This window comes from Vicinamibacterales bacterium (genome assembly GCA_035699745.1).
Classification (GTDB): domain Bacteria; phylum Acidobacteriota; class Vicinamibacteria; order Vicinamibacterales; family 2-12-FULL-66-21; genus JAICSD01.
The window spans coordinates 16,105-33,397 of record DASSPH010000030.1; the positions used below are offsets into that span (position 1 = coordinate 16,105).

The 17,293-nt window shown below is 69.9% G+C and carries 14 protein-coding genes; 13 read left to right on the forward strand and 1 reads right to left on the reverse strand.

The genetic code is table 11. The features are described 5' to 3' along the window. Positions 1 to 58: 58 nt before the first annotated feature. From VFK57_05805 to katG, 11 genes are all read left to right on the forward strand, one after another. Positions 59 to 748 carry a class I SAM-dependent methyltransferase gene (locus VFK57_05805; protein ID HET7695205.1) on the forward strand — a complete coding sequence of 230 codons (690 nt, stop codon included), beginning with the start codon at positions 59 to 61 and terminating at the stop codon, positions 746 to 748. Continuing rightward, positions 745 to 948 (forward strand): DUF3079 domain-containing protein, encoded by a 204-nt coding sequence (locus VFK57_05810; GenBank protein HET7695206.1) that lies wholly within the window; start codon positions 745 to 747, stop codon positions 946 to 948. The genes VFK57_05805 and VFK57_05810 overlap by 4 nt, the downstream gene beginning before the upstream one ends. After that, entirely contained in the window at positions 945 to 2,372 is a 1,428-nt protein-coding gene (locus tag VFK57_05815) for a hypothetical protein (protein ID HET7695207.1), read from the forward strand. Before VFK57_05810 ends, VFK57_05815 begins: the two co-directional genes overlap by 4 nt. Continuing rightward, entirely contained in the window at positions 2,296 to 3,504 is a 1,209-nt protein-coding gene (locus VFK57_05820) for a radical SAM protein (protein ID HET7695208.1), read from the forward strand. The genes VFK57_05815 and VFK57_05820 overlap by 77 nt, the downstream gene beginning before the upstream one ends. Before the next feature lie 116 nt (positions 3,505 to 3,620). After that, positions 3,621 to 5,873 carry an MFS transporter gene (locus VFK57_05825; GenBank protein ID HET7695209.1) on the forward strand — a complete coding sequence of 751 codons (2,253 nt, stop codon included), beginning with the start codon at positions 3,621 to 3,623 and terminating at the stop codon, positions 5,871 to 5,873. 4 nt (positions 5,874 to 5,877) lie between these two features. Continuing rightward, on the forward strand, positions 5,878 to 8,148 hold the full coding sequence (locus tag VFK57_05830; protein ID HET7695210.1) for a molybdopterin oxidoreductase family protein: 2,271 nt from the start codon (positions 5,878 to 5,880) through the stop codon (positions 8,146 to 8,148). 12 nt (positions 8,149 to 8,160) lie between these two features. After that, entirely contained in the window at positions 8,161 to 8,814 is a 654-nt protein-coding gene (locus tag VFK57_05835) for a 4Fe-4S dicluster domain-containing protein (protein HET7695211.1), read from the forward strand. A 4-nt stretch (positions 8,815 to 8,818) separates the two neighbouring features. Further along, complete coding sequence (locus tag VFK57_05840) at positions 8,819 to 9,466, forward strand: Rieske 2Fe-2S domain-containing protein (GenBank protein HET7695212.1); 648 nt, start codon at positions 8,819 to 8,821, stop codon at positions 9,464 to 9,466. Further along, entirely contained in the window at positions 9,463 to 9,708 is a 246-nt protein-coding gene (locus tag VFK57_05845; protein HET7695213.1) for a DUF6755 family protein, read from the forward strand. The genes VFK57_05840 and VFK57_05845 overlap by 4 nt, the downstream gene beginning before the upstream one ends. Before the next feature lie 52 nt (positions 9,709 to 9,760). Beyond that, positions 9,761 to 10,267 carry a Fur family transcriptional regulator gene (locus VFK57_05850; protein HET7695214.1) on the forward strand — a complete coding sequence of 169 codons (507 nt, stop codon included), beginning with the start codon at positions 9,761 to 9,763 and terminating at the stop codon, positions 10,265 to 10,267. A gap of 18 nt (positions 10,268 to 10,285) precedes the next feature. Continuing rightward, entirely contained in the window at positions 10,286 to 12,487 is a 2,202-nt protein-coding gene (gene katG, locus VFK57_05855) for a catalase/peroxidase HPI (protein HET7695215.1), read from the forward strand. On the opposite strand, the gene VFK57_05860 is transcribed toward katG, so the two are convergent. Further along, complete coding sequence (locus VFK57_05860; GenBank protein HET7695216.1) at positions 12,457 to 12,813, reverse strand: PP2C family protein-serine/threonine phosphatase; 357 nt, start codon at positions 12,811 to 12,813, stop codon at positions 12,457 to 12,459. The two genes, katG and VFK57_05860, sit on opposite strands and share 31 nt — an antisense overlap. Before the next feature lie 71 nt (positions 12,814 to 12,884). Here VFK57_05860 and VFK57_05865 point away from each other — a divergent pair, with 71 nt between their 5' ends. After that, positions 12,885 to 14,849, forward strand: coding sequence for a hypothetical protein (locus VFK57_05865; protein HET7695217.1), 1,965 nt, complete (start codon positions 12,885 to 12,887; stop codon positions 14,847 to 14,849). A gap of 39 nt (positions 14,850 to 14,888) precedes the next feature. Then, entirely contained in the window at positions 14,889 to 17,291 is a 2,403-nt protein-coding gene (locus VFK57_05870; protein ID HET7695218.1) for an ABC transporter permease, read from the forward strand. The last annotated feature ends 2 nt before the right edge of the window (positions 17,292 to 17,293 follow it).

The following is a 17,293-nucleotide window of genomic DNA, read 5'->3' on the forward strand; positions in this document are numbered from 1 at the left end:
AAACACTGCCATGACGGGCGTCATACGCACCGCGCACCGGCCCGTTCATACTCGCTGCATGGATCCCCTGAAAGGATCGAACTGGAGCAGTCCCGGAACGGTCGCGGGATTCGCGGATTCCCCGCCGAATCAGACGCTGATGAGCTATGCCGCCGCGGAACGCCGCCGCGGCGCCTCCACTGCCGTCGACCTGGGATGCGGCGCCGGCCGCAATCTCGTTCCGCTCGCCCAACAAGGCTGGAGCATCGTCGGCATCGATCTATCGCGTCCGATGATCGACGCCGCGGGCGAGCGCGTCGCGGCCGACGGGTTATCGGCCCGCGTGCAGCTGGCGGTCGCGCCGATGGACGCGCTGCCGGTCGCGAGCGGCTGCGCCGATCTGGTGATCGCACACGGCATCTGGAACCTGGCGCGATCCGCCGCCGAGTTTCGCCGCGGGCTGCGCGAGGCGGCCCGCGTCGTCCGGCCCGGCGCGGCGCTGTTCGTGTTCACGTTCTCGCGCCGGACGCTGCCCGAGCCGGCGCGGCCGGTGACCGGCGAAGCGTTCGTCTTCACCGGCTTCTCGGGGGAGCCGCAGTGCTTCCTCACGGCGGAGGAGCTCGTCTCAGAACTGGCGGCCGCGGGTTTCGTGCCCGATGCCGCCGTGCCGCTCACGGAGCACAATGCGCCGCGTCCGGGATCGCTCCGCACCGGGAACGTTCCCGTGATCTTCGAGGCGGCCTTCCGGTTCGCCGGAGGCACGCGATGAAGCCGCCGAAAATCCCGCTCAAGCCGGCGCACCCGGAGCGCACGTGCTGGGGCTGCGACCGCTACTGCGCCGCGGACGACCTCGCCTGCGGCAACGGAACGATCCGAACGCTGCACCCGATCGAGCTGTTCGGCGACGACTGGCTCGACTTCGCCGATCGCGACAAAGGATCGCGGTCCTCCTCCGAGCGCTCCGCGTGACCCCACGGCCTCCGCTCCTGCTGTGCCTGCTGTATCTCGCGCCGGCCCACGTCGCGCTGGCGCTCGCGTTCGGCGGCGTCGCGCTCGATCCGGCTGCCGCGACGGGATTCTTCTATCACTCGCGCATGCTGGCGATCGTCCATCTCGTCACGCTGGGATGGATCACCGCGTCGATTCTCGGCGCGCTCTACATCGTCGGACCGGCGGCCCTGCGCACGTGGTTCCGCGCCGGATGGCTCGACTACACCGCGGCCGCCTTCGTGTGGATCGGCGTGACGGGCATGGTGGCGCACTTCTGGATCGTCGAGTACCGCGGCATGGCCTGGTCGGCCGCGATGGTGACGATCGGAATCGCCGCGGTGGGGATCCGCGTGGCTCCGCCGCTCTGGCGCGCGCCGATACCGGCCGCGGTGCGCACCCACATCCTCCTGGCGTTCGTGAACATCGCCGGCGCGGCGGTCATGGGCGTTCTGCTCGGCATCAACAAGGTGCACCCGTTCCTTCCCGGCTTCGTGCTGAACAACGTGTTCGCGCACGCCCACCTCGCGGCAGTCGGGTGGGCGGCGATGATGGTCGTCGGCGTGGCGTACCGTCTGCTGCCGATGGTGCTGCCGTCGCAGATGCCGGCGGGGCGGTCGCTGTGGGCGACCGCGGTGCTGCTCCAGGCGGGCGCGCTCGGACTCTTCGTCGCGCTGCTGCTGCGGGCGCCGGTGTCGTGGATCTTCGCCGTGATGATCGTCGCCGGGTTCGCGACGTTCCTCGGCCATGGAATCTGGATGGTGCGGCATCCTCGGCCGCGCCCCCCGGCGATCCCGGTGCCTGAGACCACCGTTCTTCACGCCGTCGCCGCCGGCGCCTCGCTCGCCATCGCCTGCGGGCTCGGGTTGTGGCTGTCGGTCGCCGAACTGTCGCCGCAGACGCTGCGGGTGGCGATTGCCTACGGCGTGTTCGGACTCGTCGGCTTCCTGTCGCAGATGGTCGTGGCGATGAAAGGCCGGCTGCTGCCGCTCTTTGCGTGGTACTGGGCATCGGCGAGATCCGGGGGCGTGTCCCCGGTGCCGTCGCCGCACGAGATGCCCTGGCGCGGCGGGCAGGAGCTCGTGTTCGTGCTCTGGCTGTTCGGGGTGCCGGCGCTCGCCGGCGGGCTGGCGTTCGACGCCGTTCCGTTCGTGCGCGCGGCCGCGTGGTCGCTGCTGGCCGCCACGCTGCTCGATTCGGCGCAAGCGGCCATCATCCTGCGCCACGCCTTCCGCGCGGCGGCCCCGCTCGGCCGACGGACAAAGGCTCCGGCGGGGGATATGATGGGCGTCATACCGCCGCGTGCGAGCGCGCCGGATACTGACGGTCATGCCGCTGAACGCCTGCGAGCTCGAGATCGATCTGTTCTGCCGCGGCATCCGGCTGTCCCCGAGCACCGAGGGTGACGCGCAGCGCATCAAGCGCACCCGCGCCGGCCTGGGCTCCGGTCTCGAGCTGGTGCTGCCGACCGGCTCGCGCCTGAAGCCGGCGATCTGGATGAACGCGCCGGTGGTCGAGTCCTTCGCCCGGTCGTCGCCGTACGTGCTGCACAGCGGCGACGCGGGGCACACCATCGTCGACGAACGCAGCGGCGAGCGCTACCCGGTGCGGCTGCCCGAGGCGCCGGAATGGTACGCGTGGGAAACCTCCCGCGGCACGCCGATGGGCCGGATCGGCGTCCTGCAGGGCACGTACCTCGGGATCTACGTCAACCCCGTCTGCGACTTCTGGCGATCGAACCTCGAGTGCCGGTTCTGCACGACCGGCCGGAACGTCGGCGACGCGGAAGCCGCGGCGAAGACGGTCGAGGAAGTCGTGGAAACCTGCCGGGCCGCGAAACGCGAGTCCGGCGTGACGTTCGTACATCTCAACGGCGGGTTTCAGGGCGGCCATGCGCTCGAGTTCATCGAGCCGTTCGTCCGGGCGATCAAGCAGCAGGTCGGGCTGCTCGTCGGCGTGCAGCTCGCGCCGGAGCGCGAGCTGTGGCGGTACGACCGCCTGATCGCGCTCGGCGTCGATCATTTCTCGTTCTGCATCGAGTTCATCGATCCGTCGTGGTTCGCGGAGATCTGTCCCGGCAAGGCCCGAACGCTTGGCCAGGACCTCTTCTTTCAGGCCATGGATCACTGCGCGGCGCGGCTGCCGCGCGGCGCCGTTTCCGGCGAGCTCATCGCCGGCATCGAGCCGATCGCACAGACCCTCGCCGGCATCGAACGGATCGCCGAGCGCGGAGCGTTTCCCACCGTCTGCATCTTCCGGCCGACCGCCGGGTCGCAGTTGTCCGGCTGGCAGTCGCCCGCCTACGAAGACATGCGCGCCGTGATGGCGGCGATGTACGAAGCCTGCCGCCGCCATCGGATCCCGATCGGCGTGGCGCCGAACATCGAGGTCAGCCTGGTGGTGACGCCGGACGATGCGGCGCTGCTCGCGCCGCGGACACCGGGCTTCTACGCCTACGAGGCGTGGCGGCGGACGCTGCGCGTCGCGGCGCGGCCGCTCTTCCGCCACCGCATCCGGCGCGCGGCCGCCGCGTCCTGACGCCGCCGGCGCAGCGGCTCTCCCGGCTACTGACCCGCTTGACAGTTGGTCGGATCCTCGCCACAAACTAGACTCGCAGAATGCGTGTCCTCTCTCGCTGACGCCACATGCCGCCCGTGTCGCCTCAGCCGCTTCGAACGCCGTCGCCCACGCGGGCGCTCACTCTCGCCAGTGTTTCCTTTGCGCTCTGTTTCGCCGCCTGGGGTCTGATTGGCGGTCTGGCGCCGGCCTTCGCGTCGCTCTACCACCTGAGCGGGTCGCAGACCGCGCTGCTCGTGGCCGTCCCCGTTCTCCTCGGCTCGCTGGCGCGGCTGCCGATGGGCATGCTCACGGATCGGTTTGGCGGTCGCGCGGTGTTCAGCGCGCTGCTCGCGTTCTCCGCGCTGGCCGCCTTCATCGTGCCGCTGACCGGCAGCTATCGCGCGCTGCTGGTCGCCGCCTTCCTGGTCGGCGTGGCCGGATCGTCGTTCGCCGTCGGCGCGGCGTTCGTCTCGCGCTGGTCGCCGCGCGCGCAGCAGGGGACGGCGCTCGGCATCTACGGCCTCGGCACGCTCGGCCAGTCCCTCGCGGTGTTCATCGGTCCGCTGGTCGCGGCGCGCTGGGGCTGGGAAGCCGTCTTCCGCGGCACCAGCGCGCTGCTGCTGATCTGGGCGCTGGTGTTCGTGACGCTGGCGCGAAATCCGGTCCATGCGTCGCGTCCGGCAGGTGTCGGCGCCATGCTCGCCGTGCTGCGCACCGCGCCGCGGGCGTGGGTGCTCGGCGCGTTCTATTTCCTCACCTTCGGCGGCTTCGTCGCGTTCTCCATCTACCTGCCGACGCTGCTGCGCGTGCAGTTCGGCCTCGCGCCCGCGGACGCCGGCTTCCGCGCCGCCGGCTTCGTCGTGCTGGCGACGCTGGTGCGCCCGGCGGGCGGGTGGCTCGCCGACCGGATCGGCGGCGCGCAGGTGCTGTCGTGGGTGTTCGGTGGCGTCGGCATCTTCGCGCTGCTGCTCACGTGGCCGTCGATGGTGCCGTTCACCGTCGGCGCCCTGGCGTGCGCGTTGCTGATGGGCGTCGGCAACGGGGCGGTGTTCAAGCTCGTTCCCGAGCAGTTCCCGAAGGAGACCGGCACGGTCACCGGTCTGGTCGGCGCCCTCGGCGGCATCGGCGGCTTCTTTCCGCCGCTGCTGCTCGGCCTGTTCAGCGATCGCTTCGGCGTGATCTGGCCGGGCTTCCTGCTGCTGTCGGCGACGGCGATCGGACTGCGGGCGGTCAACGAGCGCGTGTTCCGTCCAGGCGACGTCGAATGGACGCGGGCGCTGCCGGTCGCCGCCCGTCAGGGACTGGAGCGGGTGCGCGCGGGCGCGTGGGCGACGCTGGTCACCGCCGGCCTCGCCGCGACGATCGTCGTCGGCTCGCGCAACCTGCAGCACTTCGACGCGGCGCTCGTCGGCTACACCTTCGCCACGCTGTTTGCCGCCTTCGGCATCAGCTACCGCTACGCGATGTGGCTGCATCGTCCGCCGACGCGCATGTACTGGCGCCGCGGATGGCAGGCGTTCTTCTCACGCCCGCGCGTGGCGCGGAACGCCGTGAGTCTCGGCCGCCGCGCGATCGTCGAGTTCGCCGCCAATGCCTACATCTTCCGGCGCGGCCGCCTGCGCGGTCTCGCGCACTGGCTGATCATGTGGGGCTGCGTGCTCGCCGCGGCGATCACGTTCCCGCTGGTGTGGGGCTGGATTCACTTCGAAACCGTGCCGGGCGCGCTCCACACCTACCGCACGTTCATGTTCGGGTTTCCCGTCCAGGATTTCCCCGTCGAATCGGTGATCGCCTTCGTCGTGTTTCACGGGCTGGTCTGGTCGGCGTTCCTGGTGATCGCGGGAGTGATGCTCGCCTTCAGACGACGGATGATCGACCACGGCGCGGTCGCCGTACAGCAGTTCGGCCAGGACATGCTGCCGTTGCTGCTCCTGTTTGCCATCAGCGTCACCGGGCTGCTGCTCACCGCCAGCTACACGTGGATGCGCGGTTACGCCTACGACTTCCTCGCCATCCTGCATGCGGCGACGGTGATCGTGACGCTGCTCTGGCTGCCGTTCGGCAAGCTGTTTCACGTCTTCCAGCGGCCGGCGCAGCTCGGCGTCGGCTTCTACAAGGACGCCGGACGGGAACAGGCCCAGGCGCGATGCCGGCGCTGCGCGCAGCCGTTTGCCTCGGTGCCGATGATCCGCGATCTCACCGAAGTCGAACGCGAGCTGGGGTTCCGGTACGAGCTGTCGGGCGGCGGCCATTACCAGGACGTGTGTCCTCGCTGCCGCCGTGCGCTCTTCGGGCTCGCGCAAGGCGCACTGTGGCGTCGATACCTCGACCCGGGAGAGGCAGGTTAGGGCAGTGGCGCAGGTTCCGGTTACCCCTCTACGCATCATCGAACGGTTCGGCCCGCACCTCTCGTCGATGACGGGCGATCGCCTGTCGACGAGCATCGAGCCCGAGCGCCTGGTGAAGACCCACTGCTGTTTCTGCGGACAGCAGTGCGGCATCCAGCTGAAGGTCCGCAACGAGCAGGTGATCGGGTTCGAGCCGTGGGAGGAATTCCCGTTCAACCGCGGGATGCTCTGCCCGAAAGGCGTGAAGCGCTACCTGCAAGGCTCCCATCCCGACCGCTTGACGACGGCGTTGCGCCGCGACACGTCGGCGCCCGGCGGGTTCGCCGCGCTGCCGTACAGCGAGGCGATCGCCCGCACCGCCTCCGAGATCGCGCGGATCCAGCAGGCCTACGGGGCGGGGTCGGTCGCCGTGCTGGGCGGCGCCAGCCTGACCACGGAAAAGACGTACCTGCTCGGCAAGTTCGCGCGCGTCTGCCTCAAGACCCCGTTCATCGATTACAACGGCCGGCTCTGCATGGTCAGCGCCGGCGCGGCGAACAAGAAGGCGTTCGGCATCGACCGGACGACGAACCCGTGGTCCGACATGGTCGGCACCGAGGTCATCTGGGTCGCCGGGTCGAACGTCGCGGAGTGTTCGCCGATCACCACCAACTACATCTGGCAGGCGCGCGAGCAGGGAGCGAAGATCATCGTCCAGGACCCGCGCATCACCCCGGTGGCGCGCACCTGCGACCTGTACCTGCCGGTGAAGCCCGGCCGGGACGCGGCGCTCTTTGCCGGCGTGCTGCAGATCATGATCGAGCGCGACTGGCTCGATCACGGGTTCATCCGGGACTGCACGTCCGGCTTCGAGGCGGTCGCCGAATACTGCCGCGAGTGGACGCTGGCGCGCACCGCGGAGGTGACCGGCGTGCCGCAGCGGGCGCTGCTGCAGGCAGCCGAATGGTGGGGCACGGCCCGGACGAGCTTCCTCTTCCACGCCCGCGGCATCGAGCACCACTCGAACGGAGTGCAGAACGCGCTGGGCACGATCAACCTCGTGCTCGCGTCCGGCCGCATCGGCAAACCCAAGAGCGGCTACGGCACCATCGTCGGACAGGCCAACGGACAGGGCGGGCGCGAGCACGGTCAGAAGTGCGACCAGCTTCCCGGATGGCGGGACATCACCAACCCGGCGCACCGCGAGTACATCGCCGGCGTGTGGGGGATCGACGAAAAGGAGATGCCCGGTCCGGGCGTCGACGCCTACGAGCTGTTCCGCAAGATCGATCGCGGCGAGATCAAGGCGCTGCTGTCGATCTGCTTCAATCCCAAGGTCTCGCTGCCGGACAACAGCTTCGTGACCCGCTGCCTCGAGAAGCTCGAGTTCTTTGCCGCGATCGACTTCTTCCTGAACGACACCGCGTGGCACGCCGACATCGTGCTGCCGGGAAGCCTGCAGGAAGAAGACGAGGGGACCGTCACCCAGGTCGAGGGGCGCATCATCAAAATCAACCAGGCGGTCGCGTGCCCGGGGGAGGCGCGCCAGGACTGGCGCATCATCCAGGATCTCGCCGCCGCGCTGGGCCGGCCGAAGGGTTTCACGTTCGGCGAGCCGCGCGAGATCTTCGAAGAGCTGCGCCTCGCCAGCAAGGGGGGCGTCGCCGACTACTCGGGCGTCACCTACGAAAAGATCACGGAACGGCTCGGTGTGTTCTGGCCCTGCTACAGCGAAGACCCGCGCACCGGCGAGCCGATCGACCACGCCGGCACGCCCCGGCTGTTCGAGCGGGGGAGCTACAACCCGGTCGCCAGGGGGAACGGACCGTTCTACTTTCCCGACGGCCGCGCGCGCTTCAACGTCGCGGAATACCGGACGCCCGTCGACGACGCAGACGACGAGTTTCCGATCTACCTGACGACGGGTCGTGTGGTCAGCCAGTTCCTGTCGGGAACGCAGACGCGGCGCATCGGTCCGCTGGTGCGGCAGTACGCGGAGCCGCGCATCGAGATGCACCCGCGGCTCGCCGCCAAGGCGGGGATCGCCGACGGCGACTGGGTCACCGCGGAAACGCGGCGCGGCGCGATGACGCTGCGGGCGCAGGTGGTCACGACCATCCGCCCCGACACCATCTTCATTCCGTATCACTGGGCCGGGCCGAAGAGCGCGAATCAACTCACCGTGGCGGCGCAGGATCCGATCAGCAGGATTCCCCAGTACAAGGTCTGCGGCTGCCGCGTGCGGAAGGCGTCAGCGCCGCCGGAGTACGCCGGCGTCCTCGAACCGCAGCAGTAGCCGGCATCCTTCATGGCCAAACCGGACTATCTCCACTTCTTCATCGATCCGAACCGCTGCATCGGGTGCCAGGCGTGCGTGCAGGCGTGCACCGAGTGCGATACCCACCGCGGCGAGTCGATGATTCACCTCGAGTACGTCAGCCGGCCGGAGAGCGTGCAGACGGTGCCGGTGGTGTGCATGCATTGCGAGCAGCCCACGTGCGCGGAGGTCTGCCCGGCGGACGCGATCAAGCGGACCGGCGACGGCGTGGTGCAGTCGGCCCGCAAGCCGCGCTGCATCGCCTGCGGCAACTGCGTCATGGCGTGTCCGTTCGGCGTGCCCGAGCTGTACGAGGATCGCAAGATCATGATGAAGTGCGACATGTGCTACGACCGGTCGAGCATCGGCAAGAAGCCGATGTGCGCCACGGTCTGCCCGAGCCAGGCGCTGTTCTTCGGCACGCGGGAGCAGATCGCGCAGCTCCGGCCGCTGTCGGCGCCGGTGAACACCTTCCAGTTCGGCGCCCAGACGATCACCACGCAGGTGCACGTCATGGTGCCGCGCGCGCTCGCCCAGCCCCGCGCCTACGTCGACGTGGCGGCGGCGATGGACGAGCAGCCGCGCAGCCGCGCCGTGTCGCTGAAGGTGCTCGGCAGCGACCCCTACGCCGAGGTCGAGGTATAGCGTCATGCCCTATCCGAGTTCCGACCCGCGCGCGCCGATCGATCCCGCCATCAGTTCGCCGGGGCGTGAGGGGCTGACCGGGACCGCGCCGGCGAACCTCTACGGCCCGGCGTCGCCGAGCGAGCAGATCACGGTCGCCCCCGATTTCGCGCCCGCCGAGGCGCAGCCGGCCTGGCGCCAGGACTTTCCGATCGACTGGCCGCAGGACCTCTACGTCGAGCGCCGGGAGTTCATGAAGTTCATGGTGCTCACCAGCGGCGCCCTCGCGATCGGACAGCTGTGGATCGCGCTCCAGAACTGGTACCGCGATTACCGCGGACTGGCGCCGGTTCAGCGCATCGCCTCGGTCGACGAGATCGCGGTGGGCGCCGCCCTGAGCTTCCGGTATCCCGACGAGCACGAGCCCTGCCTGCTGCTGCGCCTGTCGGAGAGCGAGTTCGTCGCCTTCAACCAGAAGTGCACGCACCTGTCGTGCGCGGTGATTCCGCGGCCCGCCGAAGGCAGCTGGTATTGCCCCTGCCACGAGGGACGATTCGATCTCCGGACGGGGGCGCCCACGGCGGGACCGCCGAGACGGCCGTTGACCCGCATCCTGCTCGATCGGAAAGGGCGGGACATCTACGCGGTCGGCGAGGAGGCGCGGACGCTATGAAGCCCGTCGCCAGGCGGCCGTTCACCCGCGACCAGCGGACCACGATCATCAGCGGCATGCTCGTGTTCGTCATCATGCTGGTCGTGCTGCAGCTCTGGCTGCTGACCGCGACGATGAACGCCTGGCTGGGCGGGGATGCATCGCTGGTCTGGCCCGGCGCCCTGGCGAGCGCCGCGGCGCTGGGGCTGAACGTCGGGCTCTACGGCTACCTGCGCCGCATGGAGCGCGCGCGCCGCGGCTAGCCGGACAAACATTTGATCGATTCCAAACTTTGATCTAGCCTAGCTGCGGCAGATGACGGACGACTCCGCGGCGCTGCTGCGCGAACACGGCGTGCAGGTGACCGCCCAGCGCCTGGCGGTGCTGCGGGCGGTCGCGGGGCAGCCGCACATCACCGCGGACGCCGTGGCCGGCGCCGTGCGACGCGAGATCGGCGCGATCTCGCTGCAGTCGGTCTACGACGCGCTGGGGCTGCTCGTCGCCAAGGGGCTCCTCCGGCGCATTCAGCCGCCCGGATCGCCCGCGCGCTTCGAGGATCGCGTCGGCGACAATCACCATCACCTCATCTGCCGCACCTGCGGCCGCGTCGTCGACGTCGACTGCGCGGTGGGATCCGCACCCTGTCTCAGCCCGAGCGGCGACAACGGCTACGAGATCGACGAAGCCGAAGTCGCGTACTGGGGCCGATGCCCGGACTGTCTGGAGCGGGCGCGCCCGAAGCCGCCGCGGCGCGGCGGGCGAGCGACGCCGCGCGTCCGGCGTTCGATCGACCAACACACCCGCCGGCGTCATCGCCGGTGACCTTACAGGCGACGTGATATGGACAACGTTCAGAAGTGCCCGTTCTCGACGAAAGCGCGTACCGGCCGCACCAATCAGGAGTGGTGGCCGAACCGGCTGGACCTGAGCGTCCTGCACACCAACCACCCGGCCGGTAATCCCATGGAGGCGGGGTTCGACTACGCGACGGAGTTCCTGTCGCTGAACCTCGCCGAGGTCAAGAAAGACATCGCCAGGGTGATGACGGACTCGCAGGAGTGGTGGCCGGCGGACTTCGGCCATTACGGCGGGCTGTTCATCCGCATGGCGTGGCACAGCGCGGGAACCTATCGCATCCACGACGGCCGCGGCGGCGCCGGATCCGGCCAGATCCGCTTCGCCCCGCTCGGCAGCTGGCCCGACAACGCCAACATCGACAAGGCGCGCCGGCTGCTCTGGCCGGTGAAGCAGAAATACGGCCGCAAGCTCTCGTGGGCCGACCTGATCGTGCTGACCGGCAACGTCGCGCTGGAGTCGATGGGATTCAAGACGTTCGGCTTCGCCGGCGGCCGCCAGGACGTGTGGGAGCCCGAGCACGTCAACTGGGGCTCCGAGAGCACGTGGCTCGGCGACGAGCGCTACAGCGGCGAGCGCCAGCTCGCCAATCCGTTCGGCGCGGTGCAAATGGGGCTCATCTACGTCAATCCGGAAGGGCCCAACGGCCATCCGGATCCGGTGGCGGCGGCGCGCGATATTCGCGAGACCTTCCGCCGCATGGCGATGAACGACGTCGAGACGGTCGCGCTGATTGCGGGCGGCCACACGTTCGGCAAGACGCACGGCGCGGCGCCGGCGGCCCACGTCGGTCCCGAGCCGGAAGGGGGCAACCTCGAGGAGCAGGGGTTCGGCTGGAAGGGCGCGTACGAAACCGGCAGAGGGGCGCACGCGATCACCAGCGGCCTCGAAGTCACCTGGACCACGACGCCGGTCAAGTGGAACCACGACTTCTTCAAGCACCTGTTCGAGTACGACTGGGAGCTGACCGAGAGCCCCGCCGGCGCGAAGCAGTGGAGGCCGAAGAACGGCGCCGGGGCGGGAACGGTGCCTCACGCGCACGACCCGTCGAAGAAGATCGCGCCCGGCATGCTCACGACCGATCTCGCGCTGCGGTTCGATCCTGCCTACGAGAAGATCGCGCGGCGGTTCTACGAACACCCGCAGGAGTTCGCCGACGCCTTCGCCAAGGCGTGGTTCAAGCTGACCCATCGCGACATGGGGCCCCTCTCGCGCTACCTCGGCCCGGAAGTGCCGAAAGAGCCGCAGCTCTGGCAGGACCCGGTGCCAGCTGTCGACCACGAGCTGATCGACGCCAGGGACATCGCCGGACTGAAAGAGAAGATCCGCTCGTCGGGGCTGTCGATCTCCCAACTGGTTTCCACCGCCTGGGCCTCGGCGTCGTCATTCCGCGGGACCGACAAGCGCGGCGGCGCCAACGGCGCCCGGATCCGCCTCGCGCCGCAGAAGGACTGGCAGGTCAACAATCCGCCGGAGCTGGCGAAGGTGCTGAAGGTGCTCGAGGGGATTCAGCAGGCGTTCAACGACGCTCAGTCCGGCACCGGAAAGCGGGTGTCGCTCGCCGACGTGATCGTGCTCGGGGGATGCGCCGCCGTCGAGAAGGCGGCGGCAGACGGGGGGCATCCGGTGGCGGTGCCGTTCGCGCCCGGCCGGACCGACGCGACGCAGGAGCAGACGGACGTCGAGTCGTTCGCCGTGCTCGAACCGGACGCGGACGGGTTCCGCAACTACATCGGCGAAGGGCACGAGGTGCCGGCGGAGCATCTGCTGATCGAGCGCGCCTTCCGGCTGACGCTGAGCGCGCCCGAGATGACGGCGCTCGTCGGCGGCCTGCGCGTGCTGAAGGTGAATGCCGGGCAGGGGAATCATGGCGTCTTCACCAAACGCCCCGAGGCGCTGACCAACGACTTCTTCGTCAATCTGCTCGACATGGGGACACAGTGGAAGCCCATTTCGGACGCCGCCGAGGCGTTCGAGGGCTGCTGCCGCAGGAGCGGCGACGTCAGGTGGACCGCCAGCCGCGTGGACCTCGTGTTCGGCTCGAATTCCGAGCTGCGCGCGCTCGCGGAGGTCTACGCCTGCGCCGACTCGCAGGAGAAGTTCACCCGCGACTTCGTCGCGGCGTGGGACAAGGTCATGAACCTGGATCGGTTCGATCAGTCGAAGCCGGCGACCAGCAGGGTCTGATCGTCCTCCGGCTCGTGCCCGCCGGCAAAGCGGTCGACTTCGGCCACGATGTCGCGAACGACGTCGGCGGCCGGCGCCTGCCGCTCGGTGATGCCGTCGGTGTAGAACACGAGGCGATCGCCGGGGCGGAGCGCATGCTCGGCGCACGGGATCCGACCCAGCTCGTCCCAGATCAGGCACATCGTCGGATCGACCGGCAGGGGAGTGGCCTCTTCGCCGGGGCGCAGCAGGAACGGCGGCGGATGTCCGGCGGCAGACAGCCGCAGCGTTTCCCGCGCCGCGTCGAGCACGCCGTACGCCGCCGTCGCGTACATCCCGGCTCGCATTGCTACTGTACCCGAGCCGTCACGTCAAGCAGGGTGAAAACGAAACCGGCGTCCGTCTAATCTGTGTGCCCATGACGAGAACCCTCTCCACGCTTGCCATCCTTCTCACCATCAGCGTGTCCGCGTATGCCCGCGGTCCGCAGAGCCCGCGCGCGTCGAGCGAGGACGTCAACAGCGTCGCCCTGCTCCGCGACGTGTGCGGCAAGAACAGCGCCGAGCCGGTGTGCGCGGCGCTCGACGATCTGTCGGCCGACGAGGCATGGCTCATCCTGAACTACGTCTGCGATCGCGCGACGTGGGGCACGACGGACCCGTGTGTCAGGTTCAAGCAGAGCCGCGGCGGCGCATTGATACTGAATCTGAAGTCGAACGCGTGGACTGCGGAGTGGGAGCAGGCCTCTCACCCGTTGACGTTCGACGTGACCGGCGCGCCGACGCTGCGGCTGCGCCCCGGCGACGCCAGGCCGCTCAAGATTCTGGTCGAAGAGATTTCGCCGATCGTCTATTCGGCCGCGCCGGGCGTACCGAAAGAGGACGACCTCTCGGTGATCGCCGGTCTCAAGAGCTTTCTCGCGCTTGCCGGCACCGGCATTCAGGGGCTGGTGCAGACACTCACGTTCTCGGCGGCGGAGGGGTTGGCGCCCTCCCCGCCCAAGCCGGCCACGCCGCCCACCGAGGGCATTGCGCCGCTCGGGAAGAAGGTTCCGCCGCCGCCGCCGCAGGCGCCGCGCGAGTGCACCGTCGCGCCGCCGGACGTGCGCGAAGCCGCCGAACAGGTGACGCGGCGTCTCGAGCAGCTCGTCGAGGTCGGGTCCGCCATGCGGACGCTCGAGAAGGCGCTCGACGCGCTCGCCGGCGCCCGGACGGCGTTCATTCACGCCGCCCAGCAGGCCGAGGACGGCAAACGCGTCACGGCGGCCCAGCTCGTCGCCCCGAACCTCTCCGACCTCACGCGCGCGTACGACAGCTTCGACGCCGCCACGCGCGCGCTGACGGAGAGCACCGACCGGCTGGCCGCGTGCCAGCCGCTGTTGAACGCCTACGCAACCATGCTGGGTGCGCCGGCCGACGGCAGGATCGTGCGCGACCTGGCGGGGCGCGTCGCCGGCGTCGGCGGGTGCACGGACGCCGGTGTGTCCGGACTGCGCACCGCCTTGCGCGCCAGCGCCGCCCTGCTGGCCGATCCGGTGATCGCGGATCCGGGCGTCTGCACGGCGGCCCGGCTGAAGCCGATCCTCGAAACGCATCGCGATGCCATGAAGCCGCTCGTCGAGCGCCTGTTCAATGCGCGCCAGGTCGAGGAGAAGGTGTGGGCGGCGATCGACAAGGCCGCCGGAGCGCGCCGCGAGGTGCTGGCCGGCGCCGACGTTCTGACGCGGCAGGTCCAGCGCGCGCGGCGGCACACCTGGGACAACACGCTGATTCGATCGCTCGTGGTGACGCGCCCGAATCCCGCGCTCGCCTGGAACAAGGTGCAGTCTCACGAGATCGTGCTCACCGCCGACTCGCCGTATGTGAAGGAGATCTCCCTGGCCCGGGCCGCAGTGGAGAAGCGGGCCTACAAGCTCGAGTCCGCCGTGGGTCAGATCCTCGGCTATGGCATCGGCCTCATCTACACGCCGCTGCACGAGTCCACGTATACCGCGGTCGCCCGGCCGGGCACCTCGACGAAAGTGATCGCCGAGACCAAACGTGAAACGCGCGCCGGTGACCTCGCCGCCTTCGTGACCTATCGGTTCATGGAGCATCGGCCCGCCAGGCGCACCGTGCAGCCCACGGCGGACTTCGGCGTCGGCATCACCAGCGATCGCCCCGCGTTCTTCCTCGGTCTCGGCCTCGAGGTCTTCCGGGCCGCCCGCCTCGGGTTCGGCTGGTCGCCGCAGCGGGTCACGCGGCTCGCCGACGGGCAGACGCCGAACGTCACCGAGGTCTCGTCGACCGACGACATCAGGACCGTGAAGCGGTTCGCGACGCGCAATTACTACGTGAGCGTCACCTTCGCGCTCGACTCGCTGTCGCTCTTCAACAGCAAGTAAGCGGCCGGCGCCGGAATGCGCTAACATCCGCCCGACCAGGTGGGCACGCTCATTCAGGACCTTCGCTACGGCGTCCGGCAGCTGGTTCGGCAGCGCGGGTCGTCCCTCGTCGCGATCCTCACGCTGGCGCTGGGGATCGGCGTCTCGACCGCCATCGTCTCGCTGATCGACGCCACGATGCTGCGCCCGCTGCCGTATCCGGATCCGGAGCAGCTCGTCACCGTCGCGGTCGAAGAGCAGCGGGGCGGCGGACGCTGGGCGCAACCTACGCCGTCGATGGCGGACATGCGCGCGTGGCAGCAGGCGACCGACGTGCTGTCGCACGTCGCCGGCGCAGGCAGCTCGTTCTACGGCCGCATCGCGGACGGCCCCGAGCCCGAGCGCCTGCGCGTGGCGCACTTCACCGAAGAGTACCTGCCGATGCACGGCGTGACGCCGCTGATCGGCCGCAATTTCAGCCGTGCCGATTCCGAGTACGGCGCGACGCCGGTCGCGCTGCTCGGGTACGGGTACTGGCAGCGGCGGTTCGGCGGCCGCGCCGACGTCGTCGGACAGACGATCCGTCTCGACGACAGCGTCGTCACCATCGTCGGCGTGCTGCCGCAGCGGTTCAACGCGGCCACGCCGGTGTCCACGCCGCTGCAGATCGATCCGACGATGTTCGCGCGGCGGGGAACCGGCCGCGTCTCCGTGTACGCGCGGCTGCGTCCCGGCGTCACCCTGGAGCGGGCGAGAGCCGTCCTCTCCTCGCGCACGCTCCCCGGCGCCCCGGGCAGGGACGGCGCCGCGCCGGCCGCGCGCGCCAGCGTGAGCTCGCGGCTGGACGACGCGATCGCGCAATATCGCACCACCGTCAACGTGCTGGCGGGCGCTGTCGGGCTGATCCTGCTCATCGCCTGCGTCAATGTCGCGGGGCTGCTGCTCGCGCGCGGTGCCGCACGGCGTTCCGAGCTCGCCCTCCGCATGTCGCTGGGCGCCGGGCGGGGGCGGCTGATGCGCCAGCTCCTGACCGAAGCCGTCGTGCTGGCGATCCCCGCCGGCGCGCTCGGCGTGCTGCTCGCCTGGGTTTCGCTCGACGCGCTCGTGGCCAACATCCCGCTGACGCTGCCGGCGAACTCTCCCGTCAGGCTGAATCTCGAGGTTCTCGCGCTGACCGCCGCGCTCCTCGTGCCGACGACGCTGGTGTTCGGACTGGCGCCGGCGCTGACGCTGTCACGGCTGCGAGGCGGCGCGACGCTGGGCCGGGGCACCCGCCAGGTCGGCGCGTCGTTGTCCAATCGCGGAGGACAGTTGCTGATCGGCGCCGAGGTGGCGCTGGCAGTGGTCCTGGTCGCGGGCGCCGGACTCATGATTCGCAGCTTCACGCGCATCCTCGCCGTCGATCTCGGCTTCAAGGTAGACGGCCTGGTCACGATGGACGTGCTGCCGCTCGAGCGAACGCCGGCCGCCCATACGGAGTACTACCTGCAGCTGCTGCCGCGGCTGCGCACCTTGCCCGGTGTCGAATCCGTGGGACTCGTCGACAACTTCCCGCTCGGTGGAAGGACGTCGTTCAGCGACCTGACGGTGGAAGGACAGTCCCGGTTCCTGTCCATGTTCGAGATGCTGCCGGGATATCTCGACACGCTGGGCGCGACGCTGCGGCACGGGCGGCTCCTCACCGACGCCGATTACGCCTCGCGGTTCCGCGGCGTCGTCCTCAACGAGTCCGCGGCGCGCGCCCTCTTTCCCGATGGGGGAGCGGTCGGCCGAACCGTGCTCAGGCTCGGGTCGGCCGAACCGTGGACGGTGATTGGTGTCGTCGCCGACCTGCGGCATGGGGGTCCGCTGGCGCGCCGCGAGCGGGAACAGGAACGGCTGCAGGCGTTCTTTCCGTACGTGCCGACGGAATCGGATCTCACGGCCGCCACCACCATCGTCGTGCGGACCTCGAGCAGCGTTCCTGCGCTGGCGGATCAACTGCGCCGCACCGCGGCGGCCATCGGGCCGCGCGTGCTGGTGGAACGGATCCGCGCCGCCGACGATCTGCTCGCCGACCGCGTGATCACGCCGCGGCGGCGAATGGTGCTCCTCGGGCTGCTCGGCGCGCTCGGACTGACCCTGGCGCTGGTGGGCGTGTTCGGGATGACCGGGTACGCGGTGACGCGGCGCACCGCCGAGATCGGCGTCCGCATGGCATTCGGGGCGCGGCCGGAACAGGTCGTCGCGACGATTCTGCGCGATGCCGCGCTGCCGATCGCCGGCGGCATCGCCGCCGGCCTCGCCGCGACGCTGCTGGCCACGCGCACGATCGAGAGCTTCCTGTTCCAGACGACGCGCAACGACCCGGCGACGCTGGCGCTGGTCGCGGTGGCGCTCGGCGCCGCCGGCTGCCTCGCCGCGCTGGTTCCGGCGATGCGGGCGGCGCACGTGGATCCGGCGATCGCGCTGCGGACCGAATAGGC